The 23744-nt window shown below is 28.2% G+C and carries 25 protein-coding genes; 5 read left to right on the plus strand and 20 right to left on the minus strand.

What is annotated here, in order from left to right; translation table 11 throughout:
- Nucleotides 1-68 precede the first annotated feature (68 nt).
- The 6 genes from HF520_RS06960 to HF520_RS06985 form a co-directional block, all read right to left on the minus strand.
- Entirely contained in the window at nt 69-416 is a 348-nt protein-coding gene (locus tag HF520_RS06960; protein WP_168573331.1) for a MarR family winged helix-turn-helix transcriptional regulator, read from the minus strand.
- A 277-nt stretch (nt 417-693) separates the two neighbouring features.
- Nucleotides 694-1713, minus strand: coding sequence for a molybdopterin-binding protein (locus tag HF520_RS06965; protein WP_168573332.1), 1020 nt, complete (start codon nt 1711-1713; stop codon nt 694-696).
- Complete coding sequence (gene mocA, locus HF520_RS06970; RefSeq protein ID WP_168573333.1) at nt 1710-2282, minus strand: molybdenum cofactor cytidylyltransferase; 573 nt, start codon at nt 2280-2282, stop codon at nt 1710-1712. Before mocA ends, HF520_RS06965 begins: the two co-directional genes overlap by 4 nt.
- Nucleotides 2283-2285: 3 nt before the next feature.
- Nucleotides 2286-3005 carry a selenium cofactor biosynthesis protein YqeC gene (yqeC, locus tag HF520_RS06975; protein ID WP_168573334.1) on the minus strand — a complete coding sequence of 240 codons (720 nt, stop codon included), beginning with the start codon at nt 3003-3005 and terminating at the stop codon, nt 2286-2288.
- 93 nt (nt 3006-3098) lie between these two features.
- A complete protein-coding gene (locus HF520_RS06980; protein ID WP_168573335.1) occupies nt 3099-3824 on the minus strand; it encodes a cell division protein in 726 nt (241 codons plus the stop codon).
- 35 nt (nt 3825-3859) lie between these two features.
- Complete coding sequence (locus HF520_RS06985; RefSeq protein WP_168573336.1) at nt 3860-4360, minus strand: QueT transporter family protein; 501 nt, start codon at nt 4358-4360, stop codon at nt 3860-3862.
- 323 nt (nt 4361-4683) lie between these two features.
- On the opposite strand from HF520_RS06985, the gene HF520_RS06990 reads away from it, so the two are divergent.
- Nucleotides 4684-4974: a hypothetical protein gene (locus tag HF520_RS06990; RefSeq protein WP_168573337.1), complete on the plus strand. Its 291-nt coding sequence runs from the start codon at nt 4684-4686 to the stop codon at nt 4972-4974.
- Nucleotides 4975-5071: 97 nt separating this feature from the next.
- Complete coding sequence (gene rfbA, locus HF520_RS06995; protein ID WP_168573338.1) at nt 5072-5941, plus strand: glucose-1-phosphate thymidylyltransferase RfbA; 870 nt, start codon at nt 5072-5074, stop codon at nt 5939-5941.
- A gap of 60 nt (nt 5942-6001) precedes the next feature.
- On the opposite strand, the gene HF520_RS07000 is transcribed toward rfbA, so the two are convergent.
- Nucleotides 6002-6436 (minus strand): hypothetical protein, encoded by a 435-nt coding sequence (locus HF520_RS07000; protein WP_168573339.1) that lies wholly within the window; start codon nt 6434-6436, stop codon nt 6002-6004.
- A 263-nt stretch (nt 6437-6699) separates the two neighbouring features.
- Between HF520_RS07000 and HF520_RS07005 the strand changes: the two genes are divergently transcribed.
- Complete coding sequence (locus tag HF520_RS07005) at nt 6700-7560, plus strand: SDR family oxidoreductase (RefSeq protein ID WP_168573340.1); 861 nt, start codon at nt 6700-6702, stop codon at nt 7558-7560.
- A gap of 223 nt (nt 7561-7783) precedes the next feature.
- The gene (gene nhaA, locus HF520_RS07010; protein WP_168573341.1) at nt 7784-8986 is read left to right on the plus strand and encodes a Na+/H+ antiporter NhaA; all 1203 of its coding nucleotides are present in this window, start codon (nt 7784-7786) and stop codon (nt 8984-8986) included.
- 55 nt (nt 8987-9041) lie between these two features.
- Here the strand turns inward: nhaA and HF520_RS07015 are convergent, their stop codons facing one another.
- The gene (locus HF520_RS07015; RefSeq protein ID WP_168573342.1) at nt 9042-10265 is read right to left on the minus strand and encodes an L-lactate MFS transporter; all 1224 of its coding nucleotides are present in this window, start codon (nt 10263-10265) and stop codon (nt 9042-9044) included.
- A gap of 89 nt (nt 10266-10354) precedes the next feature.
- Between HF520_RS07015 and HF520_RS07020 the strand changes: the two genes are divergently transcribed.
- Nucleotides 10355-11257: a LysR family transcriptional regulator gene (locus HF520_RS07020; protein WP_168573343.1), complete on the plus strand. Its 903-nt coding sequence runs from the start codon at nt 10355-10357 to the stop codon at nt 11255-11257.
- A 2-nt stretch (nt 11258-11259) separates the two neighbouring features.
- Here HF520_RS07020 and HF520_RS07025 read toward each other — a convergent pair whose 3' ends face one another.
- The 12 genes from HF520_RS07025 to HF520_RS07080 all read right to left on the minus strand — a co-directional run bounded on the left by HF520_RS07025 (nt 11260) and on the right by HF520_RS07080 (nt 23735).
- Nucleotides 11260-11778 carry a hypothetical protein gene (locus HF520_RS07025; RefSeq protein WP_168573344.1) on the minus strand — a complete coding sequence of 173 codons (519 nt, stop codon included), beginning with the start codon at nt 11776-11778 and terminating at the stop codon, nt 11260-11262.
- 10 nt (nt 11779-11788) lie between these two features.
- Nucleotides 11789-13435, minus strand: a complete 1647-nt coding sequence (gene fadK, locus HF520_RS07030) for a medium-chain fatty-acid--CoA ligase (RefSeq protein ID WP_168573345.1) — start codon at nt 13433-13435, stop codon at nt 11789-11791.
- A 42-nt stretch (nt 13436-13477) separates the two neighbouring features.
- Nucleotides 13478-14497, minus strand: coding sequence for an electron transfer flavoprotein subunit alpha/FixB family protein (locus HF520_RS07035; protein ID WP_168573346.1), 1020 nt, complete (start codon nt 14495-14497; stop codon nt 13478-13480).
- 13 nt (nt 14498-14510) lie between these two features.
- Nucleotides 14511-15299: an electron transfer flavoprotein subunit beta/FixA family protein gene (locus tag HF520_RS07040; RefSeq protein WP_168573347.1), complete on the minus strand. Its 789-nt coding sequence runs from the start codon at nt 15297-15299 to the stop codon at nt 14511-14513.
- A 12-nt stretch (nt 15300-15311) separates the two neighbouring features.
- Complete coding sequence (locus HF520_RS07045) at nt 15312-16454, minus strand: acyl-CoA dehydrogenase family protein (protein WP_168573348.1); 1143 nt, start codon at nt 16452-16454, stop codon at nt 15312-15314.
- 18 nt (nt 16455-16472) lie between these two features.
- Complete coding sequence (locus HF520_RS07050) at nt 16473-17696, minus strand: CaiB/BaiF CoA transferase family protein (RefSeq protein WP_168573349.1); 1224 nt, start codon at nt 17694-17696, stop codon at nt 16473-16475.
- 107 nt (nt 17697-17803) lie between these two features.
- On the minus strand, nt 17804-18979 hold the full coding sequence (locus HF520_RS07055; RefSeq protein WP_168573350.1) for an acyl-CoA dehydrogenase family protein: 1176 nt from the start codon (nt 18977-18979) through the stop codon (nt 17804-17806).
- A 305-nt stretch (nt 18980-19284) separates the two neighbouring features.
- A complete protein-coding gene (locus tag HF520_RS07060; RefSeq protein WP_168573351.1) occupies nt 19285-19545 on the minus strand; it encodes a YkgJ family cysteine cluster protein in 261 nt (86 codons plus the stop codon).
- 162 nt (nt 19546-19707) lie between these two features.
- Nucleotides 19708-21300, minus strand: a complete 1593-nt coding sequence (locus tag HF520_RS07065) for an amidohydrolase (protein WP_168573352.1) — start codon at nt 21298-21300, stop codon at nt 19708-19710.
- 125 nt (nt 21301-21425) lie between these two features.
- Entirely contained in the window at nt 21426-21962 is a 537-nt protein-coding gene (locus HF520_RS07070) for a 50S ribosomal protein L25 (RefSeq protein ID WP_168573353.1), read from the minus strand.
- 184 nt (nt 21963-22146) lie between these two features.
- Nucleotides 22147-22815 (minus strand): metal-dependent hydrolase, encoded by a 669-nt coding sequence (locus HF520_RS07075; RefSeq protein ID WP_168573354.1) that lies wholly within the window; start codon nt 22813-22815, stop codon nt 22147-22149.
- A 92-nt stretch (nt 22816-22907) separates the two neighbouring features.
- A complete protein-coding gene (locus HF520_RS07080; protein WP_168573355.1) occupies nt 22908-23735 on the minus strand; it encodes a CPBP family intramembrane glutamic endopeptidase in 828 nt (275 codons plus the stop codon).
- Between the last annotated feature and the right edge of the window lie 9 nt (nt 23736-23744).

Here is a 23744-nt window from a genome sequence, read left to right on the forward strand (position 1 = left end):
GTATATATTTAATTTTGAATTATCCTAACAACATGTATTTTTTTAAAGCTACCATTGCCGGTAGCTTATTATTCACCTAATTTTTTCTTTATTTTTTTCATGACCTTAAAAAACACTTCTAACTCTTCTTCTGTAATTCCTTCTCTAAGTTTCTTATCATGTTTTTCAATTTCTCTATGAATCTCATTCTGAATTTCAGATGCTTTTTTAGTTAAAACTATTTTTTTCAACCTTGCATCATAAGATACCGGCTGTCTAATAATTAGATCATTCTTCTCCATAAGTTGTAAAATACCAGTAGCTGTTGAACGTCTAATAGAAAATTCTTCTTCTAAATCCCTTTGAAATACATCCTGCCCTTCATGGTCACTTAAATAAACTATGACCCATTTTTGAACACATGTTAAATTCTTCATTTTTTCATGAATAGGTAATTTGTCAAAATCTCTTTTTATAAGATTATGAACAGTTTTTATTTCAAGTCCAATTAATTTTTCTTTTTCTATTTTAAACACCTCATTTATGTTAGGACGCTAACATTATATTCCTTACTTAATTTAATGTCAAGTTATCATTATATTATTTTTATAATGATAATTTCACTTCAAAACATATTCAAAGTTGATATAATATCTTTTTAATTAAAAAAGATGCTAAAATTAATTAGCACCTTTAAAAACTATTATTTAATATTTATATTTTTGCAAAATTACAAGCTGGGTAAGTACAAACATCACATTGCATACAAAGTCCACCGTGACCATATGCTGCTATATCAGCTTTTGTTAACTTTTCATCAATTAAAAGTCTTGGTAATATTACATCAAACACAGTAGTTTTATTATACATAGCACATCCTGGTATACCCATTATTGGTACTTCACCATAATATGCTAATAAGAACATTGCTCCAGGAAGTATTGGAGAACCATAAGTTACTAATTCTCCTCCACACTCTTTTATAGCTGTAGGTGTTACATCATCTGGATCTACACTCATACCACCAGTACAACAAATAAGTTCTGCACCTTCATTTATAAAATTCATAATAGCTTCTTTTATCATTTCTTTGTCATCTGGGCATATTACCTGTCCCATTACTTCACAATTATATTTTTCTAACTTCCCTTTTATAACTGGGCCAAACTTGTCTACTATTCTCTTATGATATACTTCATTTCCAGTTGTTACTATACCTACTTTTTTAGGTTTAAATGGAAGCACATTTACTATTTTTCTTCCACTTAGCACTTCTTTTGCTTTTTCTAATTTTTCTTCTTCTATCAGTAATGGTATTACCCTTGTTCCAGCAACTTTTGTTCCTTTTTTCACTTCAAAATTGTTATGAAGTGTCGCCATCATTATATCATCTATAGAGTTAAGCTCAAATAGTGCATTTACATCTATTTTAAGTAATCCATCTATACTTGATATAAAGTCGATTTTCCCCTCTTTTATTTCACTAAACTCTAAATTTTCTCCAGCTGCTATATCTTTTAAATATAAAGCTCCATCATTTTCATGCATCATACCCTCTTGTTTTTCCCATACATATAGATTATCTTTTCCTAATGATAGTAAAACTGGTATATCTTCTTCTTTAACTACATGACCTTTCTTAAATTTTCTACCTTTAAATTCTCCTGGTAAAATTTGAGTTATATCATGGCATAATACTTGTCCCACAGCGTCTACAGTTTTTATTTTTTTCATTTCTGCTCTCCCCTTAATCTTTCATAGTCTTTTTTTGTATCTATATCAAATAACAGTTCATCATCTACTTCTAGATATATTATTTCAGAGCTGTTATTTATTATCTTTTTTCCCTTTTCATCATTTTTTAATAAAAGTAACTCTTCTTTTTTATTATATGGAAATATTACTGGATTTCCTGTTCTATTATTAGACCTTGGAATAACAATTTTATCTTTATTTTCCTCAAATCTTTTTATAAGCATATTTATCATTTCACTTCTTATTTTAGGTTGATCTCCTACAAAGAACATATATCCATCACAGTTTGAACTATTTTTTATACCAAGCTTTATAGACTCACTTTGACCTATATCTGCATTATTATTTTTTATACATTTAAAATTGTACTCTTTGCCTAATTTTAAAACTTCTCCATATTGACTTACCAAAGTAACTTCTTTAAAATTTGACTTACTAACTTCCTTAAATACATGTTCAATAATAGAAATCCCTTTATAATCTAATAATAACTTATTCTCTCCCATTCGCTTAGAAAAACCTGATGCCATTATAATTGCATTTACCATACACTATCCCACCTTGTAATAGTTATTTTTTATACTTCCATAAAATATAACTATATTGTGATTTTCTTTATTTATAAGATTTATAAGGTCTAAAGCTATTTTTTCAAATTCTTCACTTTCAACCTTGTTTAAAAATAAGATTTTTTCTCCAAATGAATTTTTAAATAATCCATTCTTACTAAGAATAATATGTTTAAAGTGATTTAAGCCTACTTTTTCTTCATTAATATTAGTTAAGTCTAAAAACTCTTTTAAATTATGTATATTTTCACTATTTACATCCATACCATAAGATGTTATATCTAATATTCCTACTGTTTTTGTAGTTTTATGGTAAACAACAGGCTCATAATTTTTCCAACCCTTTAATTTCTTTTTTTTAGAACCATCACCTTCTATTAAAATCAGATCAAAATAATTTTCTATTGTTTCTAATTCATTAGTCTCTAAACCAATAATCTTATTTTCGCTATTTATATATTTACCTACTACAGTCAGGCCATTATTTTTATATAAGTTTATTTTTTTTATATCTTTCGTCATATAAATATTATCATATTGATTTTCTTTTGGCTTATATATCTTAGTTGTTGTCGTCATAAGTACTCTACATTTATTTCTGTAATATTCTGAAAAATAATTTATAAAAGATGTTTTTCCCCCTGCTCCTACTACTGTTATAATTTCTTTTTTACTTATATCTATAATATTTTCTAAAAACATTTTTCACCTCTATTACTTATATAATAACAAAAAAAAGCTTATCTCAAAATAGATTTCCGCATAAAATCTTTATTTTAAGATAAACTTTTTAATTTAGTTACATATTAATCCTATTTTTATTTCATTATTAGTATCTTCTTTTAAGTAAAGAGAGAATATTATTTCATATGTAGAAGTAGAATTTTCTTGTACCTTAGTCAATACTTCATTTAAAAGATCAAGTGATTCTTCTCCTTTAACCATTTCTACAAACATAATTCCCTTCTTTTCAGTAAAGTCAGATTTAATTTCTTTTAAATTATTTAAAAGTTCTTCAGATATTTTATCCGATGTAAAACTCTTATCAAATGACTTATAAGAATATTTTAATCCTTGTTCTGTTGCAAATAATTCTTTTAAATCTGTTAGGTCTAAACTTACCATACAGTCATATGATACTGATTCTATCATCATATTCATTAAATTCATAATTTCACTACAATTATCATCATTTATTATAAATTCTCGATTTAAACCTAATTCTTCTTTATGTTCTTTTTGTGAAGAGTTAAAACCTATACTTAATACTCTTCTCTCACCTGCCATAAATGATATTGCTTTTACTATATCTACTGCTCTTTTATCTAAAGTAGAGTAAGTTAATAGTAGTATATCTATACCATCTAATAATTGTCTAACATATTCTTTATCTACGTCTTGATTAATATTTATTTTTTCAATATCAACATTATTTTTAACTACATTATATATAGAGTCTAGGTTTTTGATTCCTTCATTTCCTATCCCTATTATTTTTGCATTTTTATTGATGTTTTCCATTGTACTTCTCCTTATGGTTTTGTTTATTACTTTAATTAAAACATATTCTTTAAATATTTTCCATATTTATTATTTATAGCTTTAAATAAAGGTACACCTATTATAGTTACTACTACAAATTGACCAAATCCTACCTGTAACATAGTTATAAATAAAGGTATATTAAAGAATATTTTTAATTGCGCTGCTACTATTATAGCATTTACTACAACTGGCCATAATGATGCTACTAAAACCATTCCCTTTTTATCTTTCATATATTTTCCTGTTAAATATACTAAGTATACACTTATAAATGTTGCTATTGTACCAAATATTATGTCTGGAACTCCATAAGGACCTAGTATATTTGCTAAAAAACATCCTAATGTTAATCCTACTATATATCTTTTATTTATAAGTGGTAATAAAGTCATCACTTCAGATAGTCTAAATTGTATTGGTCCATAAGCTATAAATGATAATGCTAATGTTATTGTTGCATATAAAGCTGCTACTATTGCAGTTGTTGTCAAAGCTTTTGTTTTCTTAGTCATTTTTTCCTCCTAATATTTCTTATATATTTAGAGTTACTTATATAAGATTCTTTTATTCAATTTTTAATATAAATTTATGTTTATGTGAATTTTAGCACATAAAAAAACCGTGGAAAATCCACGGCATTTGCACAAAATCATAACATTCATCAAAATGCATTTTACCGTAGTTTTATTTATAGACAGGAGGTTTACGAACTGTCTTATAAGTTTAGTAGATATTATATAATATTTTTATTTCAAATACAATAATATTATTACAAAGTAATATATTTATTTTAATTTCATATTATTAAATAAGTATATTTATAACTGGAGGCAATATGGGCAGAAGTAATAGTAATTCAAATTATCCATGTAATTTAGATAAATATTGTAATAATATTACTAATCAATATTTATTTTTAGCCTCTATTTACTCAGCTATTATTTCTGAAGAAATAGAAGATGATGAAGCTTTAGGAATCTTAGGCACTTTCTTAATAGTTCTAGGCGAAGAAATTTCACTAGCTTCTGAATTACGTATTTTTGTAAATCTCAATTTCAAAATGAGAATAATGAAGAAGAACAAATTGAAGATGTATTTGACAGATGCAGCTCTAAAAGTAAGTTAAGGCCTAAGGTAAAAAAAGTTAGAAAAAAAATAAGAAAAAAAAGCCAACTAAACCAAAGAGATAGTAAATATATATTTTAATGTAGGGAGAGTATTTTATGAAGGGTATATTACTAGCTGGTGGATTCGGTACTAGGCTCTATCCTCTAACAAGTGCTATTTCTAAGCAAGCCTTGCCAATTTATGATAAACCAATGATATATTACCCTCTATCTGTTTTAATGTTGGCAGATATAAGAGATATCTTAATAATATCAACTAAAAGAGATATTATTGTTTTTAAAGAAATGTTTGGAAATGGGAATCAAATAGGAATTAATTTATCTTATAAGGTTCAAGATTATCCAAATGGAATAGCTGAAGCTTTAATTATTAGTGAGGATTTTATAGGCGATGATAATGTGTGCTTAATATTAGGAGATAACTTTTTTTATGGCGACGAACTTATAAAACTTATACATACTATTTCTAGTAGTAAATCTGAAGCAACAATATTTGGATATAAGGTATTTAACCCTAAAGATTTTTCTGTTGTTGAGTTTGATAAAAACTATAAAGTATTATCTATTGAAGAAAAACCTTTAAATCCTAAAAGTAACTATGTAATTCCTGGAATTTTTATTTACAATAAAAAGGCATGTAGTATAGCTAGAAATCTAACACTATCAAAAAGAGGTAAGCTAGAAATAACAGATGTAAATTTAGAATATTTAAAAAGAAATAAACTTAATCTAAAAATTTTGAGTAATGATGTAGTCTGGTTAGACATAAAAAACTCAAGTACTTTGCTTGATGCTAGTATATTAGTTCAAAATATTCAATCTAAAGAAAGTACCTATATAGCTTCTTTAGAAGAAATTGCATATAAAAAAGGATATATTACAAAGAACCATTTATCTAATTTAGCAATGCCTTTACTTAAAACTGATTATGGAATTTATCTAAAAAAAATAGTAGATAACTCCTAATTTAATAAAAATACTAGTCATTATAATCAACTTATGGCTAGTATTTTTATATTAGTTCAATTATTTAAAATTATCTTTAAAATCTATTGATGTAATTCCTGATACATATCCAGCATAATCTAAATAAGCTCCAATAACTTTACCTTTATCTATTACCATACAAAGCATAATATTTCCATCTTCTTTTGATTTCTCTACTAATTCATACCCTACAACTTTTCTATCTTCTGTAATAGAATTAAAATCATCTTTTGAGTAACCGCCTTCTACACTTGCATCTTTTATTAACTTAAATACTCCAGAATCTCCTATCATGATATCTGATTCAGTTAAAGTTTCTGATTTCAAAGTATATCCTTGCTCAGTTGTGATTTTTTTAGCCTCATTTAAGGCTATTTCCTCTATATTGAAATCTTGAATATCTTTACTACTACATCCTACTATTAATAGAATAGTAGCTACAAAAGGAGATAATAGCATTATAATCTTTTTCATACCGACACCCCACATCTTATTTTACCAATATAGACATTGTACCATTTTTTTCTAAATATATCAGTTCTGTTTTACTTTGACGATTATATATAAGTTATAAATATATAAAATATCAAAAAGTTGATAAAAAGCGTTGTGCTAGAGTAACATTTTATATTCACACTCACTCAAGTGAAAACTCCTATCCAATATCAAGTAAGAATAATTTATATTCACAAGGAAATCATAATCATATACTAAATTTTTAAAAGGAGAATAAGATTATGGTTTTTCCAAATTCATTTCCAAAGCAACATCAAAATTATCAACCAGGACTTGAGTATGAAATGATGCCAAATCCTATATATGACTGTCCATTATATAATAAACAAAGTGACAGATTAAAAGATAAAGTCGCTATTATTAGTGGGGGAGATAGTGGAATAGGAAGAGCAGTTTCTATTGCTTTTGCAAAATCAGGATGTGATGTAAGTATAATCTATTATAATGAAGATGAAGATGCTATGGTCACAAAGAAAAAGATTGAAGATGAAGGTAGAAAATGCCTTTTAATTAAAGGTGACATAAAAGAAAGTAAGTTTTGTAAAGAAGCAGTAGAATCCACTTTAAAAGAATACAATAAGATAAATATATTAGTAAATAATTCAGCAGTACAATATACACAAAAGAACTTATATGACATAGATGATGAGCAATTTGATAAAACTTTTAAGACTAATGTTTATGGTGCGTTTTATCTAACAAAAGCTGCATTACCTCATTTAAAATGCGGTGATAGTATAATAAATACAACATCTGTTGTTGCATATCATGGACATGAAACACTAATAGACTATTCTATGACTAAAGGTGCATTAACAACATTCACTAGATCTTTATCTATGCAATTAGCAGCAAAAGGAATAAGAGTTAATGCAGTAGCACCAGGACCTATATGGACACCATTAATACCTTCAAGTTTTGATGAGCAAGAGGTTGCAAAATTTGGTAGTAACAACCCTATGAAAAGAGCAGGTCAGCCAGTAGAATGTGCTGGTGCTTATGTATTTTTAGCAAGTGACGAGTCATCTTTTATAACTGGACAAACTATACATATAAATGGTGGAGAAATAGTAAATGGATAGTTATCATAATTAATAAAATTATAAGGATTTAAAAACTATAAGTTAAAATAGTTTTTAAATCTTTTTTAGATATAAGGATTTTGTAACTTATAATGACCAAGGTCTAAATATATGTATACCCCATAAATTAAATCAATAAATTATTTGTAAATTCCTCATATTTACACCTCTAAAATCATAAATTTCACTAAGTATATTATTTTATAGTTAGCAGGTGATTTTTTTGCGTTTTTTAAGAACATATAGAAAACCAGCCAAATTAGAATTTTTTACGACTCTTTTATTAATATTGTCAACTATATTAGCATTGGCTGTATATAATAGTCCTCTTAGGGGTATTTATAAGTACATATTTGATAAAACTTATATTTTTTCTAGCTTTACCTTACATACATTTATAAATGATTTTTTAATGTCAATTTTCTTCTTAGTAGCAGGGCTTGAGATTAAATATGAAATACTTCATGGAAACTTATCTAGCTTAAAAAAGTCCTCTTTTCCTGTTCTTGCATCAATTGGAGGTGTTGTAGTTCCAGCTTTAATATTCTTTCATTTTAATAAAAATACTCCTTATTTAAATGGAATTTGTATTCCTATATCTACAGATATAGCCTTTGCTGTTGGTTTATTTTCAATATTTAGAAAAAAACTAAATACATCATTAAAAATATTCTTACTATCACTAGCAATTGTAGATGATCTAATATCCATTGCAGCTATAGGAATTATTTATTCTTTAGATTTAAATTTAGATTATTTTACTATTGCTTTAATTATTTTATGTGTTCTTTGTATAGCTAATTTAGTTTTTAATGTTGAAAGTATTACTTATTATCTTATTGGAGGAGCTTGCCTTTGGTATTTTATTCACTTAAGTGGTGTTCACTCTACAGTTAGTGGTATTTTATTAGCTCTAGCTATTCCTTCTAAATCCACAAATTATAGCTTAAGTACTTTAGAAAGACTTCAAAGAGTTTTAGTCCCTATAAATAGTTTAATTGTTATACCCCTATTTGCTTTTGCAAATACAGGTATTTCTCTTAATTATAATTTAGACTTTTCTAAAGCTCCTACCTTATCTTTAGGTATAATAGTTGGTTTATGTGTAGGTAAACCTCTTGGCATTATGTTATTTTCTTATATATCCTGTTTGTTAGGTATTGCTGAAAAACCGTCATATATAAACTGGTCATCTATATTTCTAGTATCTTTAATTGCTGGTGTAGGTTTTACAATGTCTATATTTATATCTGAAATTGCTTTTATAAGAGATGCTGCCCTTATTAATATTGCTAAAATGTCTATTTTAATGTCCGCCTTAATCTCTTTATGCTCAACCAGTATGGCTATATTAATATATAGCTTCATCAGTAAAAAATATAAAGGCGAATACAATCATAACTCAAACAAATATCGTATTTCTTAAAAATAAAAAAAGTATTTGTATATAAATTTATATTATATACAAATACTTTTTTGTTTTAGTTATATAATTTTTTCTTTCTCATATTTAGTACTAAACTAAGTATTAATCCTAATGCTGCAACTATCATTGCAACTAAGTAAACATATTTATATGCATCAACACCTGTACCATCTAATTTTGCTGTTTGTGCAATGTATGGTCCTAAAAATGCGCCTGCTGAATATCCAAAAAACATTATTCCATAGTTAGTTCCTGCATACTTAACACCGAAAGTTTTTGATGTAAGTGGAGGAAATACAACAAGTACGCCTCCAAAAGCTCCCCCTAATAGTACTAAGAAAGTAGTAAATATAAATACATTAGATGATATACTTAATCCTAGTAAACTAATTATTGTTAATATAAAAATAAGTATTAAGCATTTATTTTCACCTAATTTATCACATAATCTTCCCATAACAAGTCTACCTATAAAGTTTGCAATACAATTTATAGATACTAATGTTGCAGCGCCTGCTTCACTTAAGGCTAATTGCCCTTGAGCTATAGGTGATAAATTTCCTATCATCATTAAACCTGCTGTATTTCCAATTGCAAATATTATTATTAAAAACCAAAAAGTACCAGTGGATAGCATTTCTTTTGGAGAAAAATCTTTTGTTTCTTTAGATGATGTAGACTTGATAGGATAGTTTTCTTCTTCCCATTCTTTAGAAGGAACTTCCATTGCCCAACTTACACACCATACTACTAATAAGTAAAAAATACCTATATACATAAAGCTATTTGCACCAAATTTATTTACCATTGAAGTACCTATTTGAGATAAGAATAATGGACCTAGAGATGCTGAGCATAATAATAATCCTGATATTGTTCCCTTTTTATCAGGAAACCATCTTATTGCAGTATTTAGTGCAGGACTATACATTACACCATTCCCTGCTCCTGCAATAATTCCAAATGTAAAATACAACATCCAAATATTAGTTGCAAATGCAGAAAAAAACCAACCTGCTCCAAATAAAAGACCACCTGCATACATTAATTTCTTTGGTCCAACTTTATCGTATATGATACCACCTATAATACCAAAGCAAGCCATTGAGAATTGATATACACTTAGAGCGAATCCAACACCATCAGATCCGGTCATTTCAGTCCACTGATTTTTAAATACAGAAAATGCAGATATAGCTGCACAACTAAATATAATTAAAAATGCTGCCATAAAAACTAAATACTTATTACTTTTCTTTTTATTTTCAATCTTATCCATATAATCCTCCTTAATATTTAATAATTTATAGATAAAATTAACTAATTCTGCTAAAATTTAATAAACAATTGTTTTGGGAGGTATTATATATGAACCTTTCTCAGCTATATTATTTTCGAAAATTAGCTCAATTACAGCACTATACTAAAGCCTCGAAAGAACTATACATAACACAACCAAGTTTAAGCGATTCAATTTCTGCATTAGAGAAAGAACTAGGTGTATCTTTATTTAGAAAGCACGGAAGAAATATTAAGCTTACAGATCACGGAGAAAAATTTTATAAGTTTGTATGTAACTCGTTAAATGAATTAGAAAAAGGAATCGATACTATAAAGATGGATTCTAATATAATTAAAGGAACTATAGACTTAGGTTGCATCCCTACTTTGTGTGGTGATTTTCTTCCTAGAGCAATAAAAGGCTTCTCAAAAGATATGCATTCAAAGGCAAAATTTAATATACATCAAGGTATGACTTTATCTGTAATAGATGGAATAAAGTCTGGAAAATACGACCTTGGATTTTGTTCTAAAGTTGATAATGAGCCTGATTTAATTTTCATTCCAATAATTGCTCAAGAACTTATTTTATTAGTAAATAAAGAACATCCATTATCTACCTTTAAATACTTATCATTAAATGAATTATCTGACTATCCTATTATTACATATCGAGATACTATATCTATTGGAAAAACTATAAAAAAATTATTAATTGAAAATAGTTTAAGTGCATCTTTTTCTTTTGATGATGAAATTACTATAGGTGGAATTATCTCTGAAGCATCTATGATTAATGGTAAGCCTACAGTAGCCATTGCTGCAAATACTCCCCTTTTGAGACAATTTGATAATATAAAACATATAAAGCTAAATATACCTTCTGATACTAGATTAGTATACATGGTATACAACAAAAACAACTACTTTACTAAACTATCTGAAAATTTCGCTAATTATATTGTGGCTAAGGAAATGAATTTGCCTTAATACTACCAGTTAGAATTCATTCTATCTAATGGGACTTTTATAAGCCCCATTTTTTCTTCAAATAAATAAATTTCAAATCCTCTTTTACATCTAAAAGTACATTCTAAACATGGATTTTCATCACAATAAACATATGCATCTTCATCTGCTAATGCAAAAATAACTGACTTTTTACTTGAATTTAAGTACTTTATTTGACCTCCAGTAAAGGTTTTTAAATATACAAATATAATATTCAAATCACTATTCTTTGTATCCCAATAAACTTTTACTGCATTGGAGTTATATCCACCTATAATTTTATAATCTATAATTATTCTATCTTTGATATCTTCAGAAATATTTGGAGAGAGTTCTTTCATATGCTCCCCACAACAAGAAGGTATATAATTGCTCTTTGTATATACTTTAAATTCTAAATTGGAGCAATTTTTGCAATAATAAAAAGTAACATCTGGGCACATTACTCTTGGCTTTGTAGTCTCCTTAGATCTACATGGGCTAAACTCTTCGCTTTTCATTTTATTTCACCTAATAATTATCTACTTTCATTTCTAATTTCATCCTTAAACTTAAGTCTTCTTCTAATATATACTTCTTTATTTTTCCACTATCTGTTCTTGGTATTTTCTCTATAATTTCTAATCTTTCTGGCCAATATCTCTTAGGTACGCCTTTATCCATTAAATATTGAATCAATTCTTTAAGTTCAAAATCCTCAAAACCTTCTTCAAGAACTATATAAGCACAAATTCGCTCTCCAAGCCTTTCATCAGGCATGCTTATAATTGCTTGGTCTTTTATTTTATAGTGACTACTTACATATTCACTAATTTTATTTGAATTTAAATTTTCTCCACCTCTTACTATCATGTCTTTTTTTCTTCCTATAATTTTTATATTACCCTTTCCATCATGGATGCATAAATCTCCACTATGATACCATCCATCATTATCAAGGACTTTATTTGTAGCTTCAATATCATTTAAGTAACCTACAAATACATTTGGTCCTCTGGATAATTCTTCTCCCATTATTCCTGGTTTTACCTCTTTCCCATTTTCATCCACTACTTTAACTTCAACACCTTCTATTGGGCTTCCCGATGTACTTCCCATTAGTTTTATAGCTTCATTAGGTCTTACAAAAACGTGAGGTACACTTTCTGTAGATCCGTATACTTCACAAAGCTTAATTCCATAATTATACGCACTTTCAACCATTTTCTTTGGAACATGTGCTCCACCACATAAGTAGAATTTAAGAGAAGGTATATTCTCATTTTTATCTTCTAGAACCTTTAAAATATCATAAATAAATGGAGTAGACCCCATAGAATAAGTACACTTTTCTTTATTCATTAGCTTTATAGCTTTAGCTCCATCAAACTTAGACTGCAAAACTATTTTTCCCCCTAAAAGCATTGGCGAAATTATTCCATGATGAAATCCTGTTGCATGATTTAATGGTGCTGGCATAAAAATAATATCATGTTCAGTAAGATTTAATGATTTATTAAAATACTCTTCACTAAAAATTATATTATTATGAGTTAGCATTACTCCTTTTTCATTTCCTGTAGTCCCTGAAGTATATAAAATAAGAGCTACATCATCACTACTAACTCTATTATTGTGCTTAGAAGGTAAATAGTTATCTAATATCTTATAAAAGTTATCACATGAACTATTTATTTTTTTATGTTTATCTATAATTACTATACTTTTTAAATTAGTTATTTTTTCTTTAACAGATAAGATTGACTCTTCATAATTAGTTTTATGAAAAAAACTCGGACAAATAAATATCTTTGTTTTACTTAAATTTAAAAGATATATTAATTCATTAGATTTATAACACATTCCTATTGGGTTCATTATAGCTCCTACTTTAATACAAGCTATGCTTATTATTATAAATTCGCACCAAACAGGTATTTGATAAGATATTATATCTAATGGTTTAATACCTTTTTCTATAAAGTATCTCGCTAATATAGATGCTTTCTTATCTATATCTTCATATGTATATCGCTTTCCTTTATCATCTACGACAAACTCTTTTTTTCTATACTTTTCTACAGACTCATTCCAATATTCTAAGAGAGTTTTATCTTTCCAATAACCTTTTTGTATATATAAATGTTTTTGTGCATCATTTATTTTTGTTCCTTTCATAAATATCCTATCTCCTTCTTAATTTGGATAGCATAAGTTAAACTATACAGTACATTCACATTTTAAATTGCTTATTTCTTTTATAAGTGTAGGTATTACTTCAAATAAATCTCCTATTATGCAATAATCTGCTACTTCAAATATTGGAGCTGATTCATCTTTGTTGATTGCTATAATAACATCCGAATCGCTTATTCCTGCTAAATGCTGTACTGCACCAGAAATTCCACAAGCTATATATACTTTAGGAGATACAGTTTTTCCAGTTTGACCAATTTGCTTACTTTGAGGAACCCATTCTGCATCTACAGCTGCTCTTGATGCACCTACAGTTCCTCCTAATAAGTCTGCTAAATCTTGTAACATCTTAAAATTTTTAGCATCCTTCATACCTCTTCCACCAGCTACTATATATTCAGCTTCTTCAAGCTTAATACCTTGCTCTTTAATAGATGTTATAAAATCTATTATTTTTATGCGTATTTCACTTTTATCTACTTTTATATCTTCTCTTATAATCGTAGCTTTATTACCTACTACTTTATCAATCTTTTTAAAAGCACCTGGTCTAACAGTACCCATTTGAGGTCTTGTGTCTGAGCATATAATTTGAGCATATAAATTTCCTCCAAATGCAGGTCTTTCCCAAATAACATTCACTCCATCTTCATCTACCTTTAATGAAGTACAATCTGCTGTAAGACCAGTTCTTAAACTTACTGCAATTTTTGAACCTAAATCTCTTCCATTTATTGTTGCTCCAACTAATATAGTATTTGGTTTATATTTTTTACAAAGTTCTAAAAATGCTTTTCCATAAGCATCTGCTGAATAATCTTCATATTCATCACCTTGAACAACGTATATTTTATCAGCTCCATACTCATTCGATTCTAATATTGCATCATTTACATCTTTCCCAATAATAACTGCACACAAGTCTTGTTTTAAGCCATCTGCTAATTTTCTTCCTTGCCCAAGTAACTCAAGCCCAACGTCCTTTGGCTCACCTCTAAAACATTCAATAAAAACCCATACATCTTTACAGTTTTCAAAACTCATGAACTTAGACTCCTTAAAGTAGTTTAGCTTCAACTAAACTATTAATCAGATTTTTAGCAGTAATTTTAGGATCTACTACTTCTATAAATTCGCCATTTGATTTACGCTTTGGTGTAAATGTAGATTTAACTCTTGTTGGAGATCCTTTTAGTCCAATCTTACTTTTATCTATATTGTCAATATCATCTAAGTGAATTTCTTCTATTTCTGCTTTTAGAGATTTAATTTTATTTTTTATAGTTGCATATCTAGGCTTATTAGTTTCTTTTGTTGCAGTGCAAAGTATAGGAAATTTAGACTCTATAATCTGAACACCTTCTTCAACTTGGCGATTTACAATACATTTATTACCATCTACTTTTATATCTAAAATATTAGTGATTCTTGTAACTCCAAGGTGTTCTGCAATACTTGGTGCAGTTTGACCAGTATCTCCATCTATAGCTTGTTTTCCTCCAAGAATTATATCAAATGGACCAAGTTTTTCTATGGCCTTAGATAGTATATAGCTAGTAGCATAAGTATCTGAACCACCGAATGCTCTATCCGTTACTAAATAAGCTTCATCCGCTCCCATTGACAATGCTTCTCTTAGTACTTTTTTAGCTTGATTAGGTCCCATTGATATTACAGTAACATTTGCACCATATTCATCTTTAAGTTGAAGCGCGCATTCAAGTGCATTTTTATCAAAAGGATTCATAATACTTGGAACACCTTGGCGTATTAATGTATTTTTAACAGGGTCTATTTTTATCTCTGTTGTATCAGGTACTTGTTTAATACAAACAACTATATTCATTACATTGCCCCCTTACTTATATTCTTTTTCTAACTCTTTAGCTATTGTTAATCTTTGAATTTGGTTTGCACCTTCAAATATTTGGAATACTTTGCAGTCTCTCATTAATTTTTCTACTGGATATTCTTTACTATATCCATATCCACCAAATATTTGTACAGCATTAGAAGTTACTTCTTGAGCGCAATCAGATACAAAAGTTTTTGTAATTGAACCTTCCTTTTGAACTAGGCTTCCATTATCCATCATTCTCATAGTGTTATTAACTAATGCTCTAGAAGCTTCAACTTTAATAGCCATATCAGCTAACATCTGCTGAACCATTTGGAATTTTATTATAGGTTTATTAAATTGTTTTCTTTCTTTTGCATATTTTACAGATTCATCTAAAGCTCTTTGCATAATACCTACACCTAATGTAGCAACAAAAGCTCTAGATAAGTTTAATGTATTTAAAGCAAGTTTAAATCCATCTCCTTCTTTACCTATTCTATTTCCAACTGGAACTCTGACATTTTCAAAGGTAACATCTGTTGTATTTGATAGTCTTAGACCCATTTTATTTTCATGTTTACCTATAGTTATACCTGGTGTGTCTGCATCAATTATAAAAGCAGAAATTCCGTTATGACCTTCTTTCGGATTTGTCTTAAAGAAACCAATGAATATAGATGCTAATGCACCATTAGTGATAAATGTCTTTGCTCCATTAAGTATGTATTCATCTTTGTCTAATACAGCTGTTCCTCTTAATGAACCTGCATCTGATCCTGCATTAGGTTCAGTTAGTGCAAATGCAGCAAAATTCCCCTTTTCTATAATATCAGCAAAATATTTTCCTTGTTCATGTGTTCCTGAAAGTATAACCGTTCTTAGTGCAACAAATGTAGTTACTAAACTTATTGCATAACCTGCATCAACTTTAGCTAACTCTTCAAATATCATTGCTGTAGTTTCATAACTAAGTCCTGTTCCACCATATTCCTCTGGTATTTCAAGCATATGAAGTCCCATATCAAAAGCATATTTAAATAGTTCTCTAGGACACTCTCCTTTTTCATCTAACTCCTGAACATATGGTTTTATTTCATTTTCAGCCATATCCCTTACTAATGAAATTAACTCTTTTTGCTCTTCTGAATATATTAAACTCATTTAATATCACCCCTATATTTATACTTTTAATAAAGTACGACCAATTACTGCTCCACTCTCTATACTTTCTTCAATTTCACTTTCACTATATCCAAGATCTTTCATTATTTCTTCGCTATGTTCTCCTTGAGATTTACAGCACTCTATAACTGGATTTGGCATAGATGCAAATGATACTGGATTTGTCGGTAAAACTCTATCTCCTGATGGATATTCTATTTTTCTAAGTATATTATTAGCCCAAACTTGTTCGTCTTTATATATATCTAAAGGCTCATATGCAGCTTCACATGCTAAATCATTTTCTTTATACATTTTTAGTAGTTCATCTCTATTAAACTTAGCTATTGCTTCATCTAAAATATCAACAACTTCCTTATTTAAATTATTATTATTTACATCTTTACACTTGTTATATTTAGTATTTCCTATTAAATCTTCTCTACCAAGCAATGTCATGATTTTATCAAAGTCTCTATCATATTCTGGACAACACATTACCACCCATTTTTCATCTTTAGTTCTATAGCAGTTATTAAATGGATTAGGAACTTCTTTTCTACTCTTTGGATATTGATTTCCATACTGTGCTGAGATCATTGCAACACTTTGCATAAATATAGCAGTATGATGAAGGCTTACTGTTACCTTATCTCCTATTCCTGTTTTTTCTCTATTAAATAAAGCCGCACAAATCCCTGAAGTTAAACACATTGATACTTGAAAGTCTCCATATCCATTGCTTGGATTCATAGGAGAACCGCCTTTGTCTACGGTAGTACCTAGTACTCCTCCCCTTGCCATATATGATGTAGCATCAAAACCTGCAGTATCTTTTTCAGGACCATTTTCTCCATATCCTAAAACTTGAGCAAATATTAACCTTGGAAATTTTGCTTTTAGTGTATCATAATCTAAACCTAGCTTTACTAATGATTTAGTTCTTGTATTAGTCACCAATACATCCGCTTCACTTAGTAACTTATATGCAATCTCTATTCCCTTTTCAGTCTTAAGGTTAAGTGAAATAAATTTTTTGTTCATATTTGCTACATCAAAAGCTAAGTTTTCATCATCATAATAAGGCATATTAAAAACAGATCCTTGAAGTCTTGCAGGGTCTCCTTTAGGAGCCTCAATTTTAATTATATCTGCACCCCATTCACCAAGAACCCTTGCAGCAGTTGGTGCAGCTAAATAAGTAGTCATATCAACTACTTTTATTCCTTTTAATGGTTCCATTTTATTCCTCCTATAAATTTAAATACTAAGTTGTATACATTAACATTTCCAAAAATGTTGTTATAGCTTTTCGAGATTAATCGAAAAGCTATAAATAAACTTATATATTAGTAAACTCCACCATTTTTAATTAATTCTCTAGATGCAGTCAATCTTTGAACTGTTCTTGGACCTTCTTCTAACCACATTGCACGACAGTCTCTATATAATCTTTCTACTGGTCCATATGGGTTATCTTCAAAATATCCAATACCTCCAAATATTTCTAAACAGTAGTCAGAAACTAATTTAACAGTATTTATACTATGAAGCTTAGCCATAGATGCTTTCATATCTATATTTTTTCCTGCTTCATAATCATTAGCAATATCATATACTATTTGTCTTAGAGCATATATTTCTGTTCCCATATCAGCAATTGCTTGTTGTATTGCTTGTCTTTTTACTAATGGCTTACCAAATGTTACTCTGTCTTTTGCTCTTTTTATAGTCATCTCTAACATTCTTTGGCTCATACCTAAGTTACTTACTGCTATGTGCGCTCTTGAAACACCAAGAGAATGCATAGCTATATGAAGACCGTCTCCTTCTTTTCCTAATAAATATTTTTTATCTAATTTCATATTAGTAAATCTTAATCCTGCATGACCTGCACCACGGCATCCCATCATATGAGGCATTGGAACTATTTCATATCCAGGTGTATTTACTGGAACTAAAAATGCTGATAGTCTTTTTTCTTTTGGTGCATCTGGATCTGTAACTGCTATAACATAAGCAGCTTCGCAACAATCTGTATGTGAAATTAATGTTTTTTCTCCATCAATTATGTAGTTATCTCCATCTTTAACAGCCCTTGTTTTTATATCAGCCCCTGATCCTGCTTCAGCTTCTGTTAATGCAAAGCATGTAAAGAAAGTTTTATCTTGGAATTTATCCATGTATTCAGCCTTTAATTCTTCACTACCAAAATCATCAAGTATTCTCCAGTTTAAGTCCATTGCATAATGTAAGTGCATACGCATTCCCCCTGGACCTCTACTAAATTCTTCTTGTACTTTGAATATTTGTTTTGGAGTTAATCCGAATCCACCATATTTTACTGGTAAAGAACATCTATATAAATCATTCTCTATTGCCAAATCAAAAAATTCTTGTGGAAACTTATTTGTAACTTCTACTTCTTTTTGAATTTCTTCAAAAGGCCCCTCTGCTAATTCTCTTATTTGTTTTAAGTAAGCTTGAAACTCTTCTTCATTTAATTTTCCTAATACTTTTTCCATTATAATAATCCCCCTTTTTAAAGTCTTAATTTTATTAGACTCATTGTTATATTCTTAACATTATTGTAGATTGTTTTTATAATAATATCCAATCGGTAATACCATAGTATTTTATTATGATTAATAGGAATTTCCTATAGATAATTTTTACAGATACTTTAAAGAATTAGTTTATAATATTCAGTCTAAGTCTTTAGCTTGTGTAAATGATATGAATGAGGTTAAAGATGGAATATTTAGTGATAAATTTGATCAAATAAAAATGGTAAACTCTAAACAAGTTTACCATTTTTATTTAAATATAATTATGTATTTGGATTTGTTGCTTCTTCAAGTTCAGTTAGATATCTTAAAGCTTCTTCTTTAGTATTTTTACACATTTCCTTGCATGGTTGCAAATCTTTACATACTTTAGGCCTTTTAGGATGGTTAAATATTTTACACATATTATTTTCATCTAAATTTATACATCTAATACCTGCAGGCTTTCCATTTTCCATTCCAGGTATAAAGGATGATATAGAAGGAGCTATACAACACGCCCCGCAATTCGATCTACATTCCATATTTGTTGTCTCCTATGTTATTTTATTTCATATAATAACATAATTATTAATTTTTATAAAGTCTACAACTTTTAGATAAAGACTTAGTTCCCAGAATTAGAATTAGAGTAAGACAGTCTCAACTTAATTAGCTGAGACTGTTATTTATATAATTTAAAATAATTATTTTTTATATATAGTTTCCCCTTCTTTTATTGTTTCAAGAACTTTGATATCTTTTATATCCATAGGATCAACCTTTAATGGATTTTTATCTAATATAGCTAAATCAGCTAATTTACCTTCTTTTATTGTTCCTTTTATATCTTCTTCAAAATATTGATATGCTGCATTTTTAGTAACAGCTTTTAATGCATCTAAAGGCGTTACTTTTTCATCATCACCTAATAAAACTCCTTTTTTAGTTATTCTATTAACTGCACACCATATAGTTTCTAACATATCTGGCTCTATAACTGGAGCATCTTGATGGAAAGTATAAACTATACCTTTATCTTGTGCTGATTTTGCTGAACTTATTTTGCTAGCTCTTTCTATTCCAAAGTTTTTAATATGTATATCACCCCAGTGATATACGTGACCAACAAAGAATGATGGTATCATATTAAGAGCTTTAACATCATCTAGCTGATCTTCTGCTAAAAATTGAGCATGTACTATAACTGGTCTTATGTCTTCAGTTATTCCTGTTTTCTCTTTTGCAATCTTATATTGATTTATATATTGTTGAGATGCAGCATCACCATTGCAATGAACTAAAATTTGCATTTTATCCTTTAATGCTCTTTCTAATTTCTGTTCAACTTCTTCATCTTTTTGTGTTCCATATCCAAAGTAATTTGGATCATCTATATATGGTGTTCTCATCCAAGCAGTACGGCCTTGTGGAGATCCATCTAAGAAAGTTTTATATCCACCTATTTTCAGATGGTTATCATATTTTTGAAGACAGTTTGCAAATTTTTCTTTTAACTTATCTGCATTACCTATATCTAAAAATCCTATTAAATCTATTTTTAGAAGTTTTGAATGTATTAGATATTGGAAAATATCTGCTAATAAATCTACAACAAATCCTTCTTGAACAGTTGTTATACCATAGCTTGCATATGCATTTTGGGCTTTTATTAGGTTTCCCATAAATTCTTCATTTGAAACCATAGGAATTTCTTGTACATACTTTACAAATGCATTTTCTTCAAGATATCCTGTAACTTCTCCATCTTTTTTTTCTATTACTCCACCTTCTGGATTGGGTGTATCCATAGTTATACCTAATTCTTTTATTCCAAGACTATTTAATACACCCATATGCCCTGATTTATGCTTGGCTACAATTGGGTTATTTGGAGAAGCCTCATCTAATATAGCTTTACTTGGATGCGCTTTTTCTTCAAAGATATTTTGGTCATATCCATTTGCTTGTATCCATTTGCCTGGTGGTACATTATTTTTTTCTATAAATCTTTTTATAGCATCTGATACATCAGCAAAACTTGCAGCTTCTGTAATATCAACCTGTGAGAAAGAACTTGCATATCCTGAAAAATGGCTATGTGAATCTATAAATGATGGTATTAACGTTTTACCTTGTAAGTCTATTAATTCTACATTTTCACATGCACATTTTTGTAAGTCTTCTTTTTTCCCAACCTTATAAATCTTATTGTCTTTAACTAAGACTGCTTCCGTATATAATTCATCTTCTAAAGTTATTATATCGCCATTAAAGTATAGCTTTTCATTTGATGTCATTTTATACCTCCTAATATAGAAATGCTTTCATTAATATTATTACCATTCTATAAAATATTACTATCTAATTTTTCAAAAAAATAATAACTACCTTAAAATCAAATTTAAGGTAGTTATTTATTAGATTATTTAGCTGCTCCTACTTTTGCTATTATTGTTTCTTCATTAAAATCTATTTTTACACCAACTGGAATAGCTATATCCCTAGATGTTATTTGGTCACCATAATTTAATTTAGATACATCAATCTCTATAATTGGCGGTATATCACTTGCTAAACCTTGTAATTGTATGTCTGATACAAATACTTCTACTACTAATCTTTTAGATTCTAGTGATTCTTGTCCTATAAAATTAATAGGTGTTCTTAACTTTATAGGTTCATACTTATTTACACATTGAAAATCTATATGTACTATATCGCCTAAAGCATCTCGTTGTAATTCTTTAAGAACGCATGGCGTATTTATTCCATTTAAATTTAATAATATTACAGAGCTTCCATCACTTTTCAATAAGTTTATCAATTCTCTTTTAGTTATTTTAGCTTTTATTGGAACCTCTAGACTTTGTCCATAAAGTATGCATGGAATTTCTCCACCTTTTCTTACTTTATATCCTTTTTCATTTCTATCAGTAATACTAAATACCAAACTTCTCATAAAATCACTTCCTCACATATTTTTCTACTATATATGTATACTCTCTATTAGAAGAATAGATTCCTATATTTTAAAGTTATATATCTAATAAATATACATATAAACAATACTTTATATAAAATCTAAGGAAGTAAATTAAATATAGATAAGTTTATATATTTAATTAAATCATACTTTTATATTCCTATATATCTATACTCTCATTAAAGTTAACAATTTTTACTTTAGCATCACAGTTCTTTTCAACTAATTCTTTGAAATCTCTACTAGAAGTAGCTATTAATGGCCAAGTATCATAATGTATTGGTATAACAAATTTAGGTTTTAACATTTTGGTAGCCTCTAATGCCTCTTCTATTCCCATTGTAAAATTATCACCTATTGGCAACAATGCATAGTCAATATCATTCATTCTTCCTATTAATTCCATATCCCCAAATAAAGCTGTATCACCTGCAAAATATATAATTGTTCCATAAAAATCAATTATAAATCCACATGCTAGTCCACCTTCTATACCTGCACTATGAATGGCTTGCGTAACTTTTATATATCCAAAATCAAAGTTGTATTTTCCTCCTATATTCATACTATGAGATTTACAGCCTTTTTCTTCTACCATATTAGCTATTTCTGCCGTTGAAATTATAGTAGCCCCTGTTCTTTTTGATATATCTATAGCATCTCCTATATGATCAAAGTGAGCATGTGATACTAATATATAATCACAATCAACTTTATTTGGATTAGTTTTATTTACTGGATTGTTTGAAAAAAATGGATCTATTAGTATAGTTACATTATCTTTTGTTAATGAAATATTTGCGTGTCCATTATATTTTAATTTTATCATTTTTGCCTCCAATACCATTATTTTATATCATAAATTATATCATTATTATATCTATTTATCATTGAAATATATTTAATAAAAAAGGACTACATTTAGTCCTTTTTTATATTATCAGAAATAAGATTATCAATATTATATACAAGACTATTTCTCTGAATTTGATCTTTTATAATTATTATCCATAATAAAATTGCTACTGTTACGTTTATTAAATTACAAATAGATGTTATTCTAGAGATTTCTATATTTAGAGTATTAGATACCATTATTATATAATTCCAAATAATATGAAAAATTATTATTGGCCACATGTTATTTATCTTTATTACCAGACCTACAAAAGCAAAACCAAGTAAGCTAGAATATATTATTCTATAAAAAACATCTATTATTGATATCCCCATAACAATTGTAAAAAAATGTACAATAGAAAATCCTAAACTACTAATAATCATTGCCCCTATAATAGAATTTCTATTTCTAAAAGAACTTAAGAATACCCCTCTAAAAATAACTTCTTCAGAAAAACCAGCTAAAAATACCCCTATGAAGGTAGAAATCATAGTTATCCAAGTCATAGTAGTAAATGAGTGTGCATTCTTATAAATTTCTAATATGAATTTAGTTACCATAAATACTAATATGACTACATAAGGAGTAAACCATATAATATTTCTTATATTTATCTTTCTAAACCCAATGTCTTTCCATTCATAAAATCTTCTTATTACATATAATAAAAAAATTGTTGGAGGTATTTGAATTATTAATTTACTTATTATGTTAGCTTCACTAATGTCCATGCTATCAACTATAGTTCCTCCAATTATGGATATAATAATATTTGATATAAATACCCCTATTATCATAGATAATATATATCCAATTGCAGTCATAATAGCTATCTTTTTTTTGTTCATGCCTTTACT

Source organism: Romboutsia sp. CE17 (assembly GCF_012317385.1).
GTDB lineage: Bacteria > Bacillota > Clostridia > Peptostreptococcales > Peptostreptococcaceae > Romboutsia_E.